At 55.1% G+C, this 18,768-nt stretch carries 16 protein-coding genes and 5 tRNA genes; 15 read left to right on the forward strand and 6 right to left on the reverse strand.

Going from position 1 to position 18,768, the window contains the following annotated elements; translation table 11 throughout:
- From DD597_RS21045 to DD597_RS21055, 3 genes are all read right to left on the reverse strand, one after another.
- On the reverse strand, positions 1–750 hold the full coding sequence (locus DD597_RS21045; protein WP_129256562.1) for a sugar phosphate isomerase/epimerase: 750 nt from the start codon (positions 748–750) through the stop codon (positions 1–3).
- 102 nt (positions 751–852) lie between these two features.
- On the reverse strand, positions 853–1,869 hold the full coding sequence (locus DD597_RS21050; protein ID WP_015569988.1) for a LacI family DNA-binding transcriptional regulator: 1,017 nt from the start codon (positions 1,867–1,869) through the stop codon (positions 853–855).
- A gap of 157 nt (positions 1,870–2,026) precedes the next feature.
- A complete protein-coding gene (locus DD597_RS21055; protein WP_045142459.1) occupies positions 2,027–2,689 on the reverse strand; it encodes an OmpA family lipoprotein in 663 nt (220 codons plus the stop codon).
- A 122-nt stretch (positions 2,690–2,811) separates the two neighbouring features.
- Here DD597_RS21055 and DD597_RS21060 point away from each other — a divergent pair, with 122 nt between their 5' ends.
- The gene (locus tag DD597_RS21060) at positions 2,812–5,181 is read left to right on the forward strand and encodes a molybdopterin guanine dinucleotide-containing S/N-oxide reductase (protein ID WP_044704522.1); all 2,370 of its coding nucleotides are present in this window, start codon (positions 2,812–2,814) and stop codon (positions 5,179–5,181) included.
- Here DD597_RS21060 and DD597_RS21065 read toward each other — a convergent pair.
- Both DD597_RS21065 and tag read right to left on the reverse strand, forming a co-directional pair.
- The gene (locus tag DD597_RS21065; RefSeq protein WP_022650192.1) at positions 5,150–5,590 is read right to left on the reverse strand and encodes an N-acetyltransferase; all 441 of its coding nucleotides are present in this window, start codon (positions 5,588–5,590) and stop codon (positions 5,150–5,152) included. The two genes, DD597_RS21060 and DD597_RS21065, sit on opposite strands and share 32 nt — an antisense overlap.
- Entirely contained in the window at positions 5,568–6,149 is a 582-nt protein-coding gene (gene tag, locus DD597_RS21070) for a DNA-3-methyladenine glycosylase I (RefSeq protein ID WP_022650193.1), read from the reverse strand. Before tag ends, DD597_RS21065 begins: the two co-directional genes overlap by 23 nt.
- Before the next feature lie 160 nt (positions 6,150–6,309).
- Here tag and DD597_RS21075 point away from each other — a divergent pair, with 160 nt between their 5' ends.
- The 9 genes from DD597_RS21075 (at position 6,310) to dppF (ending at position 16,721) form a co-directional block, all read left to right on the forward strand.
- Positions 6,310–6,852, forward strand: coding sequence for a lipase (locus DD597_RS21075; RefSeq protein WP_022650194.1), 543 nt, complete (start codon positions 6,310–6,312; stop codon positions 6,850–6,852).
- A 238-nt stretch (positions 6,853–7,090) separates the two neighbouring features.
- The gene (locus DD597_RS21080; protein WP_045332939.1) at positions 7,091–8,293 is read left to right on the forward strand and encodes an MFS transporter; all 1,203 of its coding nucleotides are present in this window, start codon (positions 7,091–7,093) and stop codon (positions 8,291–8,293) included.
- A gap of 239 nt (positions 8,294–8,532) precedes the next feature.
- Positions 8,533–10,227 carry a kdo(2)-lipid A phosphoethanolamine 7''-transferase gene (gene eptB, locus DD597_RS21085; protein WP_023315201.1) on the forward strand — a complete coding sequence of 565 codons (1,695 nt, stop codon included), beginning with the start codon at positions 8,533–8,535 and terminating at the stop codon, positions 10,225–10,227.
- 91 nt (positions 10,228–10,318) lie between these two features.
- Positions 10,319–10,395, forward strand: a tRNA-Pro gene (locus DD597_RS21090).
- A 621-nt stretch (positions 10,396–11,016) separates the two neighbouring features.
- Positions 11,017–12,624, forward strand: coding sequence for a dipeptide ABC transporter periplasmic-binding protein DppA (gene dppA, locus DD597_RS21095; RefSeq protein ID WP_003860756.1), 1,608 nt, complete (start codon positions 11,017–11,019; stop codon positions 12,622–12,624).
- 161 nt (positions 12,625–12,785) lie between these two features.
- The gene (dppB, locus tag DD597_RS21100) at positions 12,786–13,805 is read left to right on the forward strand and encodes a dipeptide ABC transporter permease DppB (RefSeq protein WP_006810536.1); all 1,020 of its coding nucleotides are present in this window, start codon (positions 12,786–12,788) and stop codon (positions 13,803–13,805) included.
- Between the two features lie 9 nt (positions 13,806–13,814).
- Complete coding sequence (gene dppC / locus DD597_RS21105; RefSeq protein ID WP_003862349.1) at positions 13,815–14,717, forward strand: dipeptide ABC transporter permease DppC; 903 nt, start codon at positions 13,815–13,817, stop codon at positions 14,715–14,717.
- 10 nt (positions 14,718–14,727) lie between these two features.
- The gene (gene dppD, locus DD597_RS21110; protein WP_022650197.1) at positions 14,728–15,711 is read left to right on the forward strand and encodes a dipeptide ABC transporter ATP-binding protein; all 984 of its coding nucleotides are present in this window, start codon (positions 14,728–14,730) and stop codon (positions 15,709–15,711) included.
- Positions 15,708–16,721, forward strand: coding sequence for a dipeptide ABC transporter ATP-binding subunit DppF (gene dppF / locus DD597_RS21115; RefSeq protein ID WP_022650198.1), 1,014 nt, complete (start codon positions 15,708–15,710; stop codon positions 16,719–16,721). Before dppD ends, dppF begins: the two co-directional genes overlap by 4 nt.
- A gap of 41 nt (positions 16,722–16,762) precedes the next feature.
- On the opposite strand, the gene coaA is transcribed toward dppF, so the two are convergent.
- Positions 16,763–17,713: a type I pantothenate kinase gene (gene coaA, locus DD597_RS21120; RefSeq protein WP_015569977.1), complete on the reverse strand. Its 951-nt coding sequence runs from the start codon at positions 17,711–17,713 to the stop codon at positions 16,763–16,765.
- Between the two features lie 317 nt (positions 17,714–18,030).
- Here coaA and DD597_RS21125 point away from each other — a divergent pair.
- The 5 genes from DD597_RS21125 to DD597_RS21145 all read left to right on the forward strand — a co-directional run.
- A tRNA-Thr gene (locus tag DD597_RS21125) sits at positions 18,031–18,106 on the forward strand.
- Between the two features lie 8 nt (positions 18,107–18,114).
- A tRNA-Tyr gene (locus DD597_RS21130) sits at positions 18,115–18,199 on the forward strand.
- A gap of 116 nt (positions 18,200–18,315) precedes the next feature.
- Positions 18,316–18,390 (forward strand) — tRNA-Gly (locus tag DD597_RS21135).
- A gap of 6 nt (positions 18,391–18,396) precedes the next feature.
- Positions 18,397–18,472: transfer RNA gene (locus tag DD597_RS21140), tRNA-Thr, on the forward strand.
- 118 nt (positions 18,473–18,590) lie between these two features.
- On the forward strand, positions 18,591–18,768 hold a 178-nt coding region (locus tag DD597_RS21145; protein WP_000031655.1), incomplete at its 3' end, for a GTP-binding protein.

Below are 18,768 nucleotides of genomic sequence, written 5' to 3' on the forward strand. Positions count from 1 at the left end.
TTACTCCTCGCGCAGCAGGTTGACGTAATGGCGGGTGACGGCGGTGAGATCCGTCCCTTCGAGTGGGAATTCGATACCGCGCGGCGCGTCGGCAGGCAGTTGATTAAGCAGATCCCGCCAGCGAGAATCGGTCTGATCCGGCGCGACGGCGCGGAACTGCGCCTTATGCGGGACTGCGGCCTTCACATGAATATAGCTCACGGCGGGAGCCAGCTGACGTGCAGCCTCTTCCGGGGAATCGCCAACCCACAGCCAGTTGCCCATATCGAACGTCAGTGTGACCGGCAGCGCCATTACCCGGCAGGCGGCTTTGAAGCGCTGCATCGGCGCGAGCTGCCCGCAGTCGGTCTGGTCGTTTTCCACCACCAGCGTCATGCCGCTTTCATCCAGCAGTGCGCGCAGGGCTTCAAGCGGTTGTTTGTCGCTGAAATGACCCAGCGAGACTTTAAGCCACAGCGCGTTCAGTGCGCTGGCTTCGCTAAGGTAGCGCGGAAGATCCGGGTTGAGGGTTCCATCGGGCATAAACAGGGGGACCGGGGCGGAGTAGCACGCCAGTAAACCCAGCAGTTCAATGGACTCGCCCAGCGCAGGCAGGGCCATTAACTCGTCGTGGCTGAAGAGCTCACGGCGGATTTCAACGCCATCAGCCCCTGCGCCAGCAATCACGGGAAGCATCGCCCGTTGACCGCCTGCCTGTCGCACCTGATCCGCACCATACGCGGCGGTGACCACCATAATTTTTCTGCTCATTTCCTGACTCCAGAGCGTAATCGATAGTATTACGCTAGATGGAACCGGTTCCAAAGAAAAGATCGGGATGCTGAATTTATGATCGCTGTCACGAAGGGGAAATTAACGGGCAGTAGAGCCGCGAACGATCAGCTCGCCAGAAAAAACCTGCTCGCGTACGGCGTCGCGGGTGCCTTCAATGCGGCGAACCACTTGTTCAACCGCGGCATAGCCGATCTGCCAGGTGGGTTGTTTGAGGGTGGTAATGCCTACGCCAGCAAGTTCAGCCCACTCCAGTTCATCAAAGCCGAGCAAGCCGATGTCGCTGCCCCAGTGCAGGCCAATGCGTTTAAGCGAGCGGGCAACCTGAAGCGTCAGCGCCCCGTTAGCGGAGATCACCGCCTTACGCATTCCCCGATGGCGGGTATGGAACTGGCGCAGGGTATTATCCAGCTGTCCGGCTTCATGGAGGGGGATTTCAGCATTTTCGGCGATCACACCGGGATAACGCGCCAGCGTGGCGCGAAATGCAGCCAGGCGGTCGCGGCGGGTGTTAACCATACCCAGCGGTTCGCTCAGGAACAGAATGGCTTCGAAACCCTGTTCAATCAGGTGCTCGGTGGCAGTGGTGGCCGCCTGGGTGTTATCCAGCCCGACCACATCGCAGGCAAATTCCGGGATTTTGCGGTCAATAAGCACCATCGGGAGAGACGATTGTTGCAGACGATTTAGCCCCTCTTCGCGCATCCCGACGGCATTGACCACGATCCCTTCCACCTGATAGCTGCGCAGCAGATCGAGGTAATGCAACTCCTGATCAACTTCGTTATTGGTGTTACAGACCAGCGGGGTAAAGCCTTTTTCCCGGCACGCCGCTTCGATGCCGCTGAGTACGTTAACGGAGTAGGGGTTAGTGATATCGGCGATGATAAGCCCAATCAGGCGGGTGCGACCCCGCTTGAGGCCGCGCGCCATCAGGCTGGGACGGTAGTCGAGATCGGCAATGGCTTGTTCGATCCGCGCCAGCAGCGCATCGGACAGCAGGTGTTTCTCGCCGTTGAGGTAGCGTGAAATGCTGGTTTTACCGGTTTTGGCGGCTTTCGCCACGTCGCTGATGGTGGCCCGGGTTGGTTTGATCATCGCTGATTTCCCTGAATTTAGTGAGAATACCTTAGCGGGAAAATCTGGCGAATCAAGCAATTTGCCGGGTGTCGGTCTGATGCCCTCACCCCAACCCTCTCCCACAGGAGAGGGCGCAAATACTAAAACGGCAACGGGGTTGCCGTTTTGCTTTTACCTACTGCACAGGACTCAACGTAATTTCAACGCGGCGGTTCTGCGCTTTGCCTTCCGCCGTGCTGTTGCTGGCGATCGGGTTAGCCGGACCCATGCCGCTGGTGCGGATGCGGTTCGCTTCTACGCCCTGGGCGATCAGCGAGCTGGCCACGGAATCGGCGCGCTGCTGCGACAGACGCATGTTCAGATCCTGGCTGCCGGTGCTGTCGGTGTAACCAATCACGTTCACGGCAGTTTTATTGTACTCTTTCAGCACTGCGGCCACGCCGGTCAGGGTGTTCGCGCCTGCGGGTTTCAGCGTCGCGCTGCTGCTGTCAAAGGTCACGTTGTTTGGCATGTTCAGGATGATGTTGTCACCGCTGCGCGTCACGCTTACGCCCGTACCTTTCATTTTGTCACGCAGTTTTGCTTCCTGCACGTCCATGTAATAACCCACGCCGCCGCCCAGGGCTGCGCCTGCCGCTGCGCCAATCAGCGCACCTTTGCCGCGATCTTTCTTGGAGGAGGAGAGTACGCCAACGCCAGCGCCTACCAGGGAACCAATACCCGCGCCAATGCCGGATTTGCCCGCTTCGCGTTCACCGGTGTAAGGGTTGGTTGTGCAGCCTGAAACAGCCAGTGCGCCGCTCACCAGAGCGGCAATAACGAGTACGCGTTTTTTCATCTTATTTCCTTAATCCTTTTTATTCTTTGCCACGACGGACGTGGCAGTGGATTATGACGTCCGGATACGGAGAAAATTCAGTGTATAACTCTGAAATTTGTCACAAACGATAAATTGCCTCAATGAAAGGCCGAAACACCTGCACGCAACCAGGAGCGCACGCTTTGAGCACCTCAACAAAAACCATTCTGACCGCCGCCCACTGGGGGCCGATGCTGGTCGAAACCGATGGCGACACTGTGCTGTCGTCTCGCGGGGCTTTGCCTTCGCGCCATCTCAACTCTTTACAGACCGTCGTTCGCGATCAGGTACACAGCAAGACCCGCGTCCGCTGGCCGATGGTGCGTAAAGGCTTTCTGGCGTCACCGGATAAACCGCAGGGTATTCGCGGGCAGGATGAGTTCGTGCGCGTGAGCTGGGACGATGCGCTGGCGCTGATCCATACGCAGCATAAACGCATCCGCGACAGCTATGGCCCGTCGTCCATTTTTGCCGGCTCCTATGGCTGGCGCTCAAACGGCGTGCTGCATAAGGCTGCAACCCTGCTGCAACGCTATATGAGCCTGGCCGGAGGATATACCGGCCATCTGGGTGATTACTCGACCGGCGCGGCGCAGGCGATCATGCCGTATGTCGTGGGCGGGAATGAGGTTTATCAACAGCAGACCAGCTGGCCGCTGGTGCTGGAGCATACAGAGGTGGTGGTGCTGTGGAGCGCCAACCCGCTCAATACCCTGAAAATTGCCTGGAATGCGTCCGACGAGCAGGGCGTTTCCTACTTCGATGCGCTGCGCAAAAGCGGCAAGCGCATCATCTGTATCGATCCGATGCGCTCTGAAACCCTGGATTTCTTCGGCGACAGCGCCGAGTGGATCGCGCCGCATATGGGCACCGACGTGGCGATGATGCTGGGCATCGCCCACACCCTGGTGGAGAACGGCTGGCACGACACGGAATTTCTGGCGCGTTGTACCACGGGGTTCGATAAATTTGCCGACTATCTGACGGGACAAAGCGACGGTATTGCCAAAACCGCAGAGTGGGCCGCGGCGATTTGCGGCGTTAATGCCGTTAAAATCCGCGAACTGGCGGCGTTATTCCATAGCCATGTCACGATGCTCATGTCCGGCTGGGGGATGCAGCGCCAGCAGTTTGGCGAGCAAAAGCACTGGATGTTGGTGACGCTCGCCGCGATGCTTGGGCAGATTGGCACACCCGGCGGCGGTTTTGGCCTTTCCTATCACTTTGCCAACGGCGGCAACCCGACGCGTAAAGCCGCGGTGCTGGCGTCCATGCAGGGCTCGGTGCAGGGTGGCGTGGACGCTGTGGATAAAATTCCGGTGGCACGCATTGTTGAAGCCCTGGAGAACCCCGGCGGGTTTTATCAGCACAACGGTCAGGATCGCCATTTCCCGGATATTAAGTTTATCTGGTGGGCGGGTGGGGCCAACTTCACCCATCACCAGGATACCAACCGCCTAATCCGCGCCTGGCAGAAACCGGAGCTGGTGGTGATCTCGGAGTGCTTCTGGACTGCGTCAGCGAAACATGCCGATATCGTTTTGCCTGCCACGACCTCGTTCGAGCGTAACGATCTCACCATGACGGGGGATTACAGCAACCAGCATATGGTGCCGATGAAGCGCGTCGTGGCTCCCCGGGATGAAGCGCGGGATGATTTCGACGTCTTTGCCGACCTGAGTGAAATGTGGGAAGCGGGCGGGCGGGAGCGTTTCACCGAGGGCAAAACGGATCTGCAATGGCTGGAAACATTTTACCAGATTGCCAGCCAGCGCGGGGCTGCGCAGGGCGTGTCCCTGCCGCCATTTGCTGAGTTCTGGGAGGCGAATCAACTCTTCGAAATGCCAGAAAGCGAGCAGAACGCGCGGTTTGTGCGCTTTGCTGACTTCCGTCGCGATCCGGAGAATCACCCGTTAAAAACCGAAAGCGGGAAGATTGTGATCTACAGCGAACGCATCGCCAGCTTTGGCTACGCGGACTGTCCGCCGCATCCGGCGTGGCTGGAGCCGGACGAATGGCATGGCAATGCGCAGCCGGGGCAGCTTCAGCTGCTGTCTGCCCATCCTGCCCATCGTCTGCACAGCCAGCTCAACTATTCGGCTCTGCGCGAGCAGTATGCGGTGGCGGGTCGTGAGCCGATCGCGCTGAATAGCGACGATGCAAAGGCGCGGGGGATTAACGACGGCGATCTCGTTCGGGTCTGGAACGCGCGCGGGCAGGTGCTGGCAGGCGCCGTGGTGAGTGACGGGATCCGCCCTGGCGTTTTCTGCATTCATCAGGGCGCATGGCCGGATCTGGCGCTGGACGAGGGCGGTATTTGTAAGAACGGCGCCGTAAACGTGCTGACCAAAGATCTCCCCAGCTCGAAGCTGGGGAATGGCTGCGCGGGGAATACGGCGCTGGCATGGGTGGAGAAATATGAGGGGCCGGCGCTTACCCTTACGGCGTTTGATCCGCCTGCCAGCTCATGATCCACGTCGGGTGTTGGGTATCATCCTGCCAGGCGCTGTCTTCGATGCGAAAACCCTGAGCATGATAGAAATTCACCGCCCGCACGTTTTTCTGGTACACCTCCAGGGTTAAATACGGGTAGTGCTGCTGAACGTGGTTCAGCAGCGCACGCCCAATCCCCTTTCCGATGAACGCCGGGGCGACAAACAGCGCCCCCACGAACTGGAACTGCATGACGCTGATAAAACCGCACAGGGTACCGTTTTCTTCCCAGACCCAGGTCTCGGCGGCGGGAAGGTATTCATCCCGCACTACCGCTTCATTCGCTTGCCAGTAACTTGCGTCGATAAACGGATGCGCCTCGGTGGTGCTCTCCAGCCACAGACTCAAAAGCGGCGCGGTGTTCTCACTTTGCCATTTGCGGATCATGGTGGCCCTCCGGATGGCAGAAGCAGCCCGTAATGTGGTCATTGACCAGCCCGCAGGCCTGCATAAAGGAGTAACAGATGGTGGTGCCCACAAACTTAAAGCCGCGTTTTTTCAGCGCTTTCGACAGGGCATCTGAGGCGGGGGTCGACGTTGGGATCTCTGCAAGCGTGGCGGCCTGCGTCACCTTCGGCTCGTTATCCACAAACGACCAGACAAATGCTGAAAAGGGTTCGCCATTTTGCTCCATCGCCAGATAAGCACGCGCGTTACCAATAATGGCCTGAATTTTACCGCGATGGCGGATGATACCGGTATCCAGAACCAGCTTTTGTACGTCGTCGTCGGTCATGGCGGCAACCGCAGCCGGATCGAACTGGTGGAAGGCTTTGCGATAGTTCTCACGCTTTTTCAGAACGGTGATCCACGACAGCCCGGCCTGCTGGCCTTCAAGGCAAATCATTTCAAACAGTTTTTTACCGTCGGTTTCCGGTACGCCCCATTCCTTGTCGTGATAATCGATATAAAGCTGATCCTGGCTTACCCAGCCGCAACGTTGCATAGGTCATCTCCCTTCCTGATACGGTAAACGCAAAAATTTCAATCTGCCCGGCTTGACGTGTCTGCTAAAGAGACAATAGTTAATACAGGGCTATACGCCCTAATACCTCTTCGAACAATGACATATATCGCCGAACTCGGCTCTTTCTGGAGTCGCTTTGATGATGATAAAAAAAATCAGTGGTCGCCATGCTGCTTCTGGCCTGGTGGGTGTTTCAGTCTGCCTGCTTTTTTGTCACACCGCTTTTGCGTGGCAACAGGAATATATCGTTTCAGATGCACAAAGTAATACGACGGAACGTTATACATGGGACGCCGATCACCAACCTCGTTATGAAGATATTCTCGCGGAGCGTATTAACCGCACGCAGAATGCTACGGGGTTTACCCTGAACGATCCCTCCGGTTCGGATGCGGAAACCGTTCTGAGCGTTGGCTGGAATTTTCCCGTGGCGGGACATTTCACCACCGGGCCCGTCATGGCGTGGCGCACTGATGGCGCTCCCCCTGTAACGGTGAATGCGTTTGAGGATACAACCACCACGCAGTCGCTTACCGATCCCCTCTGGCATGCCAGCGTGAACTCATTGGGTTGGCGTGTTGATACGCAGTATGGTGATTTACACCCCTGGGCGAAGATCAGCTATAACCAGCAAACTGAAGAAGAATATTTATATACGCTGGGATTGAGCGCCAAATTTTAAGGGTTGTTATTTTTTTAAACGATACGATAACATATTTAATACAATTATGACGGGGTCTGGAGCGATAGTGCCCACTAACAGAACAGCGCTTCATTCCCCGGCAAGGTCATTCATTCCAGATCCCAGGCATTTCATTCCTTCTCTCCTGCATTTCATTCCGTTTTCCCCCAGCGCTATAAAGGTTTTGTTTATCGTTGTCCTCAGCGAATTTCCTTAATTTATCTTGCAGGACACTGCCATGAACACATCAACTTATAACCGCACGCGTTGGCTGACGCTATTCGGCACCATCGTTACCCAGTTCGCACTGGGATCGGTCTATACCTGGAGCCTGTTTAACAGCGCCCTGTCCGATAAGCTCGGCGCGCCGATAAGCCAGGTGGCATTCTCCTTCGGCTTGCTGAGTCTTGGGTTAGCAATTTCCTCTTCCGTGGCGGGTAAACTTCAGGAACGTTTCGGCGTGAAGCGTGTAACCATGGCATCCGGGATCTTGCTGGGCTTGGGATTCTTCCTGACGGCATATTCTAACAACCTGATGATGCTGTGGCTGAGCGCCGGGGTGCTGGTGGGGCTGGCGGACGGCGCAGGTTATCTGCTGACGCTGTCTAACTGCGTGAAGTGGTTCCCGGAGCGTAAAGGGCTTATCTCCGCATTTGCCATTGGTTCATATGGCCTGGGCAGCCTCGGCTTCAAATTCATCGATGCGCATCTGCTGGCCTCGGTTGGGCTTGAGAAAACCTTTATGATCTGGGGCGTGATTGTGCTGGTAATGATCCTCTTCGGCGCCACGCTGATGAAAGATGCGCCGAAGCAGGAAGTGAAAACCGTTAACGGCGTGGTGGAGAACGATTTCACTCTCGCTCAGTCCATGCGTAAGCCGCAGTACTGGATGCTGGCGGTGATGTTCCTGACGGCCTGCATGAGCGGTCTGTATGTCATCGGTGTGGCGAAAGATATCGCGCAGGGAATGGTAAAACTGGACGCGGCGACGGCGGCGAACGCCGTAACGGTCATCTCTATCGCTAACCTCTCGGGTCGTCTGGTACTGGGTATCTTGTCTGACAAAATCGCCCGGATCCGCGTGATTACGCTGGGGCAGGTGATCTCCCTGGTGGGTATGGCAGCACTGCTGTTCGCTCCGCTGAACGAGGCGACATTCTTTGCGGCGATAGCCTGCGTAGCCTTTAACTTTGGCGGCACTATTACCGTCTTCCCGTCGCTGGTGAGCGAGTTCTTCGGCCTGAACAACCTGGCGAAAAACTACGGCGTGATTTATCTCGGCTTCGGTATCGGCAGTATTTGCGGTTCACTGATTGCCTCGCTGTTTGGTGGCTTCTACGTGACATTCTGCGTGATATTTGCCTTGCTGATTATTTCGCTGGCGCTGTCCACCACGATTCGTCAGCCGCAGCGCGAGGTATATAAAGAAGCGCATGCATGATTCGATAAAAAGGGGCCGCAGGGCCTCTTTTATTTATTTCTAAATCGCTTCCGGACTTGCTATTTTGTAAAAAACTTCATCGATTCACATTCTCTGCTGCCACTTTTCTTTCCTGCTGTGGTCTACTTATCGCGCTTGTAGACGTTTCTGATAACGGTTGCTCTCGCATCTACTTACTCTGTCAGCTTTCTCACTGAGATTCGGCGGGTCTTTATACCCCTTCCCCCAGGGTTGTTTGCATGAAATATATTAGGTCTCTTACCCAGCAAAGATTGTGTCTGATGCTGGCTGTCTATATCGGTTTGTTTCTGAATGGCGCGGTGCTGTTCAGACGAGTGGAAGGTTATTTCGAACACCTCACTGTAAGAAATGGAATTTTTGCCGCGATTGAAGTGTTTGGCTCAATTCTGGCGACCTTCTTCCTGCTACGTCTGCTCTCGCTTTTTGGCAGACGTACATGGCAGGTTCTGGCCTCGCTGGTGGTGATTATCTCCGCCGCCGCAAGCTATTACATGACATTCATGAATGTGGTCATTGGCTACGGTATTGTGGCCTCGGTGATGACCACGGACATCGACCTCTCGAAAGAGGTGGTGGGTCAAGGGTTCATCCTGTGGACGATTCTGACCTGCCTGATCCCGCTCTTCTTTATCTGGAGTAACACCTGCCGCTACACCCTGTTACGCCAGCTGCGTACCCGGGGACAGCGCATCCGCAACGTCGCCGTCGTTCTTCTGGCGGGTCTGCTGGTGTGGGCGCCTATTCGCCTGATGGAAAAACAGCAAAAAAGGATCGAAAAAGCGACAGGCGTGGATATGCCAAGCTACGGCGGCGTGGTGGCTAACTCGTATCTGCCGTCTAACTGGCTGTCGGCGTTAGGTCTTTATGCCTGGGCTCAGGCGGACGAATCCAGCGATGTGAAATCGCTGATTAACCCAACCAAAAAGTTCACCTACCAGGCTCCGGCTGAAGGGCTGGATGATACTTACGTGGTCTTCGTTATCGGCGAAACGACGCGCTGGGATCATATGGGTATCCTCGGTTATGACCGCGATACCACCCCGAAACTGGCGCAGGAAAAGAATCTTGTAGCTTACCGCGGCTACTCCTGCGATACCGCCACGAAGCTCTCGTTGCGCTGTATGTTTGTTCGTGAGGGCGGTGCGAGTGATAATCCTCAGCGCACTCTCAAAGAGCAAAACGTGTTTGCTGTTCTGAAGCAGCTTGGATTTAGCTCCGATCTGTTCGCCATGCAAAGTGAGATGTGGTTCTACACCAACACCATGGCGGATAACATCGCCTACCGCGAGCAGATTGGCGCCGAGCCGCGTAACCGCGGAAAGAACGTTGATGACATGCTGCTGCTCTCTGAGATGGAACAGTCACTGAAAAACCATCCGCAGGGTAAGCATCTTATTGTTCTGCATACCAAAGGGTCACACTACAGCTACTATCAGCGTTACACGCGCGATTTCGCCAAATGGACGCCTGAGTGCGTCGGCATTAACAAGAACTGTAGCAAGCAGGAGCTGATCAATGCCTATGATAACTCGATTCTGTATGTGGATACCTTCCTCAGTCGGGTGATCGACCAGCTTCGCGATAAGAAAGCGATTGTGATCTACGCGGCCGACCACGGCGAGTCCATCAACGAGAAAGAGCATTTACACGGTACGCCGCGTAAGCTGGCCCCGCCTGAGCAGTTCCGCGTGCCGATGATCATGTGGATGTCGGATAAGTACCTGGAAAATCCGGACAAAGCCAAAATGTTTGCCCATCTGAAACAGCAGGCAGAGATCAAGGTACCGCGCCGTCACGTTGAGCTGTACGACACCATTATGGGCTGTCTCGGCTATACCTCACCGAACGGTGGGATTAACGAAAACAACAACTGGTGTAAACTCCCTGATAACACCACAAAAGCCGCGCAGTAGCTGGTCTGGCGAGAATATCGCCAGTTGAATGGCTTTTTGAAAATAAGGGATTGACGGGGGCGCACCTCAGCAGTAAGATGCGCTCCGCATTCGGCGAGTAGCGCAGCTTGGTAGCGCAACTGGTTTGGGACCAGTGGGTCGGAGGTTCGAATCCTCTCTCGCCGACCACATTCTAAAAAGGGCTAACCGCAAGGTTAGCCCTTTTTGCATTAACGCGTTACCCCGCACGAGTCCTCAAAATACCCCTTAGCCCTGCTTCCCCCTGCCTGCTTGCGGTTTTGTGACATAATCCATTGTATTTTTTTATATATAGTTTGATCTTTTTTCGCGTTGCTTATGGATAACCTCAGCATTTTTCGCTGTGCGTTTTAACGTTCGCGGTATTTAGTGCTCAGATAATCACCATCCTGTAAGAAAATTTACTCATTCTGAATAAAACTTAATCACTGAGTGTTGCGAAATATGAAGATAATTGTGCTGCATCATGGCGAGTAGCATAAATTTCTCTGCTGAAAACTCACGGTCAGGGTTTTTTTAATCTTTGTTTGCGGTTTCTCACACTCCACGTAAATCCCCGCCACCTGTATTGACGTTTTCACATTCTGTTGACAGATTGTAGGGCACGAGGGGCATTTCAGGGAGGATCTGCGCTGCAACTCAAACGCTCTTCTGAAAGGATTCTCTATCCCTTTTAACGCCTTCGGGCATCACCGACCGGACCGGGTAAAAAATAAATAAAGGTCAGGCGGCGTAACACAACAAAGCAAAACATCACATTGGAGCACAATAATGAGTATTTCCTTGAAGAAGTCAGGGATGCTGAAGCTTGGTCTGAGCCTGGTGGCCATGACCGTTGCAGCAAGCGTACAGGCAAAAACCCTGGTTTACTGTTCTGAAGGCTCTCCGGAAGGCTTTAACCCACAGCTCTTTACCTCTGGTACGACTTACGACGCAAGTTCTGTACCGATCTATAACCGTCTGGTTGAATTTAAAACCGGCACCACGGAAGTGATTCCTGGCCTGGCTGAAAAGTGGGATATCAGCGAAGACGGTAAAACCTATACCTTCCACCTGCGTCAGGGCGTGAAGTGGCAGGACAGCAAAGAATTTAAACCTACGCGCGACTTTAACGCCGACGACGTTGTGTTCTCCTTCGACCGTCAGAAAAATGCCCAGAACCCGTACCATAAAGTGTCTGGCGGCAGCTATGAATACTTCGAAGGGATGGGTCTGCCAGACCTGATCGCTGAAGTGAAAAAAGTGGACGATAAAACCGTCCAGTTTGTGCTGACGCGTCCGGAAGCGCCATTCCTGGCTGACCTGGCGATGGACTTCGCCTCTATTCTCTCTAAAGAGTATGCGGACAACATGCTGAAAGCCGGCACTCCGGAAAAAGTGGACCTGAACCCAATCGGTACCGGCCCGTTCCAGCTGCTTCAGTACCAGAAAGATTCCCGTATTCTGTATAAAGCCTTCCCGGGCTACTGGGGCACCAAGCCGCAGATCGACCGTCTGGTCTTCTCCATCACGCCTGACGCATCCGTGCGTTACGCAAAATTGCAGAAAAACGAATGTCAGGTGATGCCGTATCCAAACCCGGCTGACATCGCGCGCATGAAGCAGGACAAAAATATCAACCTGCTGGAGCAGGCGGGCCTGAACGTGGGTTATCTCTCCTTCAACACCGAGAAGAAACCGTTCGATGACGTGAAAGTGCGTCAGGCGCTGACCTACGCGGTGAACAAAGAAGCGATCATCAAAGCCGTTTACCAGGGCGCAGGCGTTGCGGCCAAGAACCTGATCCCACCAACCATGTGGGGCTATAACGACGACATTAAGGACTACACCTACGATCCTGAGAAAGCGAAAGCGCTGCTGAAAGAAGCGGGCCAGGACAAAGGCTTTACCGTTGAGCTGTGGGCGATGCCGGTACAGCGTCCTTACAACCCGAACGCACGCCGTATGGCGGAAATGGTTCAGGCTGACTGGGCGAAGATTGGCGTACAGGCCAAGATTGTGACCTACGAGTGGGGCGAGTACCTGAAGCGCGCCAAAGCGGGTGAACACCAGGCGGTCATGATGGGCTGGACCGGTGACAACGGGGATCCGGACAACTTCTTCGCGACCCTGTTCAGCTGTGCGGCAGCGAAAGACGGTTCTAACTATTCTCGCTGGTGCTACAAGCCGTTTGAAGATCTGATCCAGCCGGCGCGTGCGACCGACGATCACAACAAACGTATCGAACTGTACAAGCAAGCGCAGGTTGTCATGCACGATCAGGCTCCGGCGCTGATTGTTGCTCACTCCACCGTGTACGAGCCAGTGCGTAAAGAAGTGAAGGGCTACGTGGTCGATCCACTGGGCAAACACCACTTCGAAAACGTGTCTGTTGAATAATAAGTAGGGTGTTCTCCCTCTCCCTCCTGGAGAGGGCAGGGGTGAGGGGCGTGCATGCACCCCCTCACCCTAACCCTCTCCTACAGGGAGAGGGAATTTACATTTGTGAGCAATACAGACGTCACGCCACTGAGTGTGCGTCATCAGAGAGAATCCGGGTTATGTTGCAGTTCATCCTCCGACGTCTGGGACTGGTTATCCCGACGTTTATCGGTATCACCCTTCTCACTTTTGCCTTCGTCCATATGATCCCGGGTGATCCGGTGATGATTATGGCGGGCGAGCGTGGTATCTCCCCTGAACGTCATGCGCAACTGCTGGCTGAACTCGGCCTTGATAAGCCGATGTGGCAGCAGTATCTCCACTATATCTGGGGCGTGTTGCACGGCGATTTAGGGATTTCACTGAAAAGCCGTCTTCCGGTGTGGGACGAGTTCGTACCTCGCTTTAAAGCGACGCTGGAACTCGGTATCTGCGCCATGATCTTCGCGACCGCGGTAGGGATCCCCGTTGGCGTACTGGCTGCCGTTAAACGTGGCTCTATTTTTGACCACACCGCTGTTGGCCTGGCACTGACCGGCTACTCCATGCCTATCTTCTGGTGGGGCATGATGCTGATCATGCTGGTCTCGGTGCAGTGGAACCTGACGCCGGTCTCCGGACGCGTCAGCGATATGGTTTTCCTTGACGACACCAATCCGTTAACCGGCTTTATGCTGATTGATACGGCGATCTGGGGCGAAGAGGGCAACTTCATTGATGCGGTTGCGCACATGATCCTGCCTGCAATGGTGCTGGGCACCATCCCTCTGGCGGTGATCGTGCGTATGACCCGTTCCTCCATGCTGGAAGTGCTGGGCGAGGATTATATTCGTACTGCCCGCGCTAAAGGCCTGACCCGTATGCGCGTCATCATCATTCATGCCCTGCGAAACGCTATGCTGCCGGTGGTAACCGTTATCGGTTTGCAGGTCGGTACGCTGCTGGCGGGGGCGATCCTGACCGAAACCATCTTCTCCTGGCCGGGTCTTGGACGCTGGCTGATTGATGCGCTGCAACGCCGTGACTATCCGGTTGTGCAGGGCGGTGTACTGCTGGTCGCGACGATGATTATTCTCGTCAACCTGCTGGTCGATTTGCTGTACGGCGTGGTGAACCCGCGTATTCGTCATAAGAAGTAAGGGGCCATCATGTCACAAGTTACTCAAAATAAAGTGGTCACCGCACCGGTGCCAATGACGCCGATGCAGGAATTCTGGCACTACTTCAAGCGCAACAAAGGCGCGGTCGTCGGGCTGGTGTATGTTTCCATCATGATCCTGATTGCGGTGTTTGCGAACGTCCTTGCGCCGTATAACCCGGCTGATCAGTTCCGCGATGCGCTGCTGGCACCTCCTGCATGGCAGGACGGCGGAAGCCTGGCGCACCTGCTGGGCACCGACGACGTGGGTCGCGATGTGCTTTCGCGCCTGATGTACGGCGCACGCCTGTCGCTGCTGGTTGGCTGCCTCGTTGTCGTACTGTCGCTGATCATGGGGATCGTACTCGGCCTGGTGGCAGGCTACTTCGGCGGCATTGTTGATAACATCATCATGCGCGTCGTCGACATTATGCTGGCATTACCAAGCCTGCTGCTGGCGCTGGTGCTGGTGGCGATCTTCGGTCCGTCGATTGGTAACGCCGCGCTTGCGCTGACGTTTGTTGCGCTACCGCACTATGTGCGTCTGACCCGTGCGGCGGTGCTGGTGGAAGTGAACCGCGACTACGTTACCGCCTCTCGCGTGGCGGGTGCCGGTGCGATGCGTCAGATGTTTATCAATATCTTCCCAAACTGCCTTGCGCCGCTGATTGTTCAGGCGTCGCTCGGTTTCTCTAACGCCATTCTTGATATGGCCGCTCTTGGCTTCCTTGGCATGGGTGCGCAGCCGCCAACACCGGAGTGGGGCACCATGCTCTCCGACGTGTTGCAGTTCGCGCAAAGCGCCTGGTGGGTCGTCACCTTCCCGGGTCTGGCGATTCTGCTGACGGTGCTGGCATTTAACCTGATGGGTGATGGTCTGCGTGATGCACTTGATCCCAAACTGAAGCAGTAAGAGGCACGAGATGGCGTTATTAAATGTAAATAAATTATCCGTGCACTTTGGCGACGAAGGCACACCGTTTCGCGCCGTGGACCGTATCAGCTACAGCGTTAATCAGGGCGAAGTGGTCGGGATTGTAGGAGAGTCGGGCTCCGGTAAGTCAGTGAGTTCGCTGGCGATTATGGGGCTGATTGACTACCCCGGCCGCGTGATGGCGGAAAATCTGGAGTTCAACGGTCAGGATCTGAAGCGTATTTCCGAAAAACAGCGCCGCCAGCTGGTGGGCGCGGAAGTGGCGATGATCTTCCAGGACCCCATGACCAGCCTGAACCCATGCTACACCGTGGGTTTCCAGATTATGGAAGCGATTAAGGTGCATCAGGGTGGGAATAAGAAAACCCGTCGCCAGCGTGCTATCGATCTGCTGAACCAGGTGGGGATACCTGACCCAGCATCGCGTCTGGACGTTTACCCGCATCAGCTTTCCGGCGGCATGAGTCAGCGCGTGATGATCGCCATGGCGATTGCCTGTCGACCAAAACTGCTGATTGCCGATGAACCAACTACCGCGCTGGACGTGACCATCCAGGCGCAAATCATCGAGCTGCTGCTGGAGTTGCAGCAGAAAGAGAATATGGCGCTGGTGCTGATTACGCACGACCTGGCGCTGGTGGCGGAAGCGGCACACAAAATCATCGTGATGTACGCGGGTCAGGTGGTGGAGACCGGAAGTTCGCACGATATCTTCCGCGCGCCGCGTCATCCGTATACGCAGGCGTTGCTGCGTGCGCTGCCGGAGTTTGCCCAGGACAAAGCGCGTCTGGCGTCACTGCCGGGTGTGGTTCCGGGTAAATATGACCGTCCGCAGGGCTGCCTGCTGAATCCGCGCTGCCCGTATGCGACAGATAAATGCCGCGCCGAGGAGCCAGAGCTGAATCTGCTGGCCGATGGTCGGCAGTCAAAATGCCACTACCCACTCGATGATGCCGGGAGGCCAACACTATGAGTACGCACCAGGCCACCACGCAACAGCCGCTGTTGCAGGCTATCGACCTGAAAAAACATTACCCGGTGAAGAAGGGGATTTTTGCCCCCGAGCGCCTGGTAAAAGCGCTGGACGGCGTCTCCTTCAGCCTTGAACGCGGTAAAACGCTGGCGGTCGTCGGGGAGTCGGGCTGTGGGAAATCCACGCTGGGCCGTCTGCTGACGATGATTGAAACGCCAACCGGCGGCGAGCTTTACTATCAGGGCCAGGATCTGCTCAAGCACGATCCGCAGGCGCAGAAGCTGCGTCGCCAGAAAATCCAGATTGTGTTCCAGAACCCGTACGGTTCTTTAAACCCGCGTAAAAAAGTGGGGCAGATTCTGGAAGAACCGCTACTGATTAACAGCAATCTGAGCAAAGAGCAGCGTCGTGAAAAAGCGCTGGCGATGATGGCGAAGGTGGGGCTTAAAACCGAGCATTACGATCGCTACCCGCATATGTTCTCTGGTGGTCAGCGTCAGCGTATTGCCATCGCTCGTGGGCTGATGCTTGACCCGGACGTGGTGATTGCCGATGAGCCGGTCTCAGCGCTTGACGTGTCCGTTCGCGCGCAGGTGCTTAACCTGATGATGGATTTACAGCAGGATCTGGGACTGTCGTACGTCTTCATCTCCCATGACCTGTCCGTGGTCGAGCACATTGCCGATGAGGTGATGGTGATGTATCTGGGACGCTGCGTGGAGAAGGGGACGAAAGATCAGATCTTTACTAACCCGCGTCATCCGTATACCCAGGCACTGCTGTCTGCGACGCCGCGGCTGAACCCGGATGACCGCCGTGAGCGCATTAAGCTGACCGGTGAGTTGCCAAGCCCGCTTAACCCGCCGCCGGGATGTGCGTTTAACGCCCGCTGCCGTCGCCGCTTCGGTCCGTGTACGCAGTTGCAGCCACAGCTAAAGGATTATGGTGGACAGCTGGTGGCCTGCTTCGCGGTCGATCAGGATGAAAACGGCGAAAAGCCGCATGCATAAATAAAAAACCGGCGATAAGCCGGTTTTTTTACGTCTGAGGTCTACTTCCGTAAACGAATCTGGTCGACGGCGTGTTTCTCACTCTTGGTGAGGATCAGGCTTGCGCGTTCGCGCGTCGGCAGGATGTTCTCTTTGAGGTTGACGTAGTTGATCTCATTCCACAGCCCGGTCGCCACGCTGATAGCCTCTTCTTCAGAGAGCTGGGCGTAGTTGTGGAAGTAGGAATCCGGGTCGGTGAACGCCCCTTCGCGGAACTTCAGGAAGCGGTTGATATACCAGCGTTGCAGCAAATCTTCCGGCGCATCGACATAGATTGAGAAATCGACAAAGTCAGAGACAAACACATGATGCGGATCGTGAGGGTAATCCATCCCGCTTTGCAGGACGTTTAAGCCTTCCAGAATCAGGATGTCGGGCTGCACAACCGTTTTGTCGCCATCCGGGATGCGGTCGTAGATCAGATGCGAGTAAACCGGCGCGGTAACGTGAGGTACGCCCGATTTTAGATCTGAAACAAACTTTACCAGGCGGTGCATATCATAAGAGAGCGGGAAGCCCTTCTTTTTCATCAGGCCGCGTTCTTTCAACACCTCGTTGGGATGCAGGAAGCCGTCGGTGGTGATCAGCTCCACGCTGCGGTGTTCCGGCCAGCGGCTCAGCAGCGCCTGAAGCACACGCGCGGTGGTACTTTTACCCACTGCCACGCTGCCCGCAATACTGATGATATAAGGAATACGTTGACCGTTCGTGCCGAGGAACTGTTCCAGTACGGCCTGACGACGCAAATTGGAGCTGATATAGAAGTTAAGCAAGCGAGAGAGGGGGAGATAGATTTCTGCCACCTCTTCCAGGGAGAGATCTTCGTTTATCCCTTTTAGCCGTGCGATTTCACCTTCCGTCAGTGTCATAGGGACGGAGTCACGCAGGGCTGCCCACTGGCTACGGTTAAACTGAAGATAGGGCGTCATTAACGTTTGCTCTTTTTTGCTCATAAGCATGCTTCTGTGAACCATCACGAAACGGCGGGTGCGGGCTCATCACATAGTTAATTTTGGACAATGGGCAGGAGGTTAACACCAGATGAGAGGAATAATAAGAAAAAATATGGGAAAGCGATGCTTAACCGGGCAGGTATCACGTGGTGCTATAGCGTGCCGAAATCAGGCGTTCATGTTGAATTTTTAACCGTGAGCGGATGAATTTACAGCGGTTAGCCCTGGTTTCGAATAAAATGTGAGCGAAAGAACGTTTTATGCAATTTTTTAGTTGCATGACTGCGCAGGTCTCCATAGAATGCGCGCTACTTGATGCCGACTTAGCTCAGTAGGTAGAGCAACTGACTTGTAATCAGTAGGTCACCAGTTCGATTCCGGTAGTCGGCACCATCAAGTCCGGTGGGGTTCCCGAGCGGCCAAAGGGAGCAGACTGTAAATCTGCCGTCACAGACTTCGAAGGTTCGAATCCTTCCCCCACCACCACTTTCTGGCAGCGTCAACGCCGCCGGAGCTGGTTGGAAAAATTGACCAGCTCGAACAGAAAAGAGAGAAATCTCTTTTTTTGTTACAGAAAGAACTGGGTAGCCGAGTTTCAGGATGCGGGCATCGTATAATGGCTATTACCTCAGCCTTCCAAGCTGATGATGCGGGTTCGATTCCCGCTGCCCGCTCCAATACGTGCTGATATGGCTCAGTTGGTAGAGCGCACCCTTGGTAAGGGTGAGGTCCCCAGTTCGACTCTGGGTATCAGCACCACTTCACTTCTCCCTCCCTTTCTCTCTGTTTCAATGTAAATGTATTCAACAGTTCAGGCATTTTCGCCTGGTTGATGTGGTGATATCACCGATTTATCCGTGTCTTAGAGGGACAATCGATGTCTAAAGAAAAGTTTGAACGTACAAAACCGCACGTTAACGTCGGTACTATCGGCCACGTTGACCATGGTAAAACAACGCTGACCGCTGCAATCACTACCGTACTGGCTAAAACCTACGGCGGTGCTGCTCGTGCTTTCGACCAGATCGATAACGCACCAGAAGAAAAAGCTCGTG

Origin of the sequence: Enterobacter cloacae complex sp. 677-3DZ2D5B, from assembly GCF_004136695.1 — a bacterium.
Taxonomy (GTDB): domain Bacteria; phylum Pseudomonadota; class Gammaproteobacteria; order Enterobacterales; family Enterobacteriaceae; genus Enterobacter; species Enterobacter hormaechei_C.

Bases quoted from the DNA above. Each gene is read 5' to 3' on its own strand.
- DD597_RS21045 (WP_129256562.1), bottom strand. From the start codon at position 750: ATGAGCAGAAAAATTATGGTGGTCACCGCCGCGTATGGTGCGGATCAG.
- DD597_RS21050 (WP_015569988.1), bottom strand. From the start codon at position 1,869: ATGATCAAACCAACCCGGGCCACCATCAGCGACGTGGCGAAAGCCGCC.
- DD597_RS21055 (WP_045142459.1), bottom strand. From the start codon at position 2,689: ATGAAAAAACGCGTACTCGTTATTGCCGCTCTGGTGAGCGGCGCACTG.
- DD597_RS21060 (WP_044704522.1), top strand. From the start codon at position 2,812: ATGAAAGGCCGAAACACCTGCACGCAACCAGGAGCGCACGCTTTGAGC.
- DD597_RS21065 (WP_022650192.1), bottom strand. From the start codon at position 5,590: ATGATCCGCAAATGGCAAAGTGAGAACACCGCGCCGCTTTTGAGTCTG.
- tag (WP_022650193.1), bottom strand. From the start codon at position 6,149: ATGCAACGTTGCGGCTGGGTAAGCCAGGATCAGCTTTATATCGATTAT.
- DD597_RS21075 (WP_022650194.1), top strand. From the start codon at position 6,310: ATGATGATAAAAAAAATCAGTGGTCGCCATGCTGCTTCTGGCCTGGTG.
- DD597_RS21080 (WP_045332939.1), top strand. From the start codon at position 7,091: ATGAACACATCAACTTATAACCGCACGCGTTGGCTGACGCTATTCGGC.
- eptB (WP_023315201.1), top strand. From the start codon at position 8,533: ATGAAATATATTAGGTCTCTTACCCAGCAAAGATTGTGTCTGATGCTG.
- dppA (WP_003860756.1), top strand. From the start codon at position 11,017: ATGAGTATTTCCTTGAAGAAGTCAGGGATGCTGAAGCTTGGTCTGAGC.
- dppB (WP_006810536.1), top strand. From the start codon at position 12,786: ATGTTGCAGTTCATCCTCCGACGTCTGGGACTGGTTATCCCGACGTTT.
- dppC (WP_003862349.1), top strand. From the start codon at position 13,815: ATGTCACAAGTTACTCAAAATAAAGTGGTCACCGCACCGGTGCCAATG.
- dppD (WP_022650197.1), top strand. From the start codon at position 14,728: ATGGCGTTATTAAATGTAAATAAATTATCCGTGCACTTTGGCGACGAA.
- dppF (WP_022650198.1), top strand. From the start codon at position 15,708: ATGAGTACGCACCAGGCCACCACGCAACAGCCGCTGTTGCAGGCTATC.
- coaA (WP_015569977.1), bottom strand. From the start codon at position 17,713: ATGAGCAAAAAAGAGCAAACGTTAATGACGCCCTATCTTCAGTTTAAC.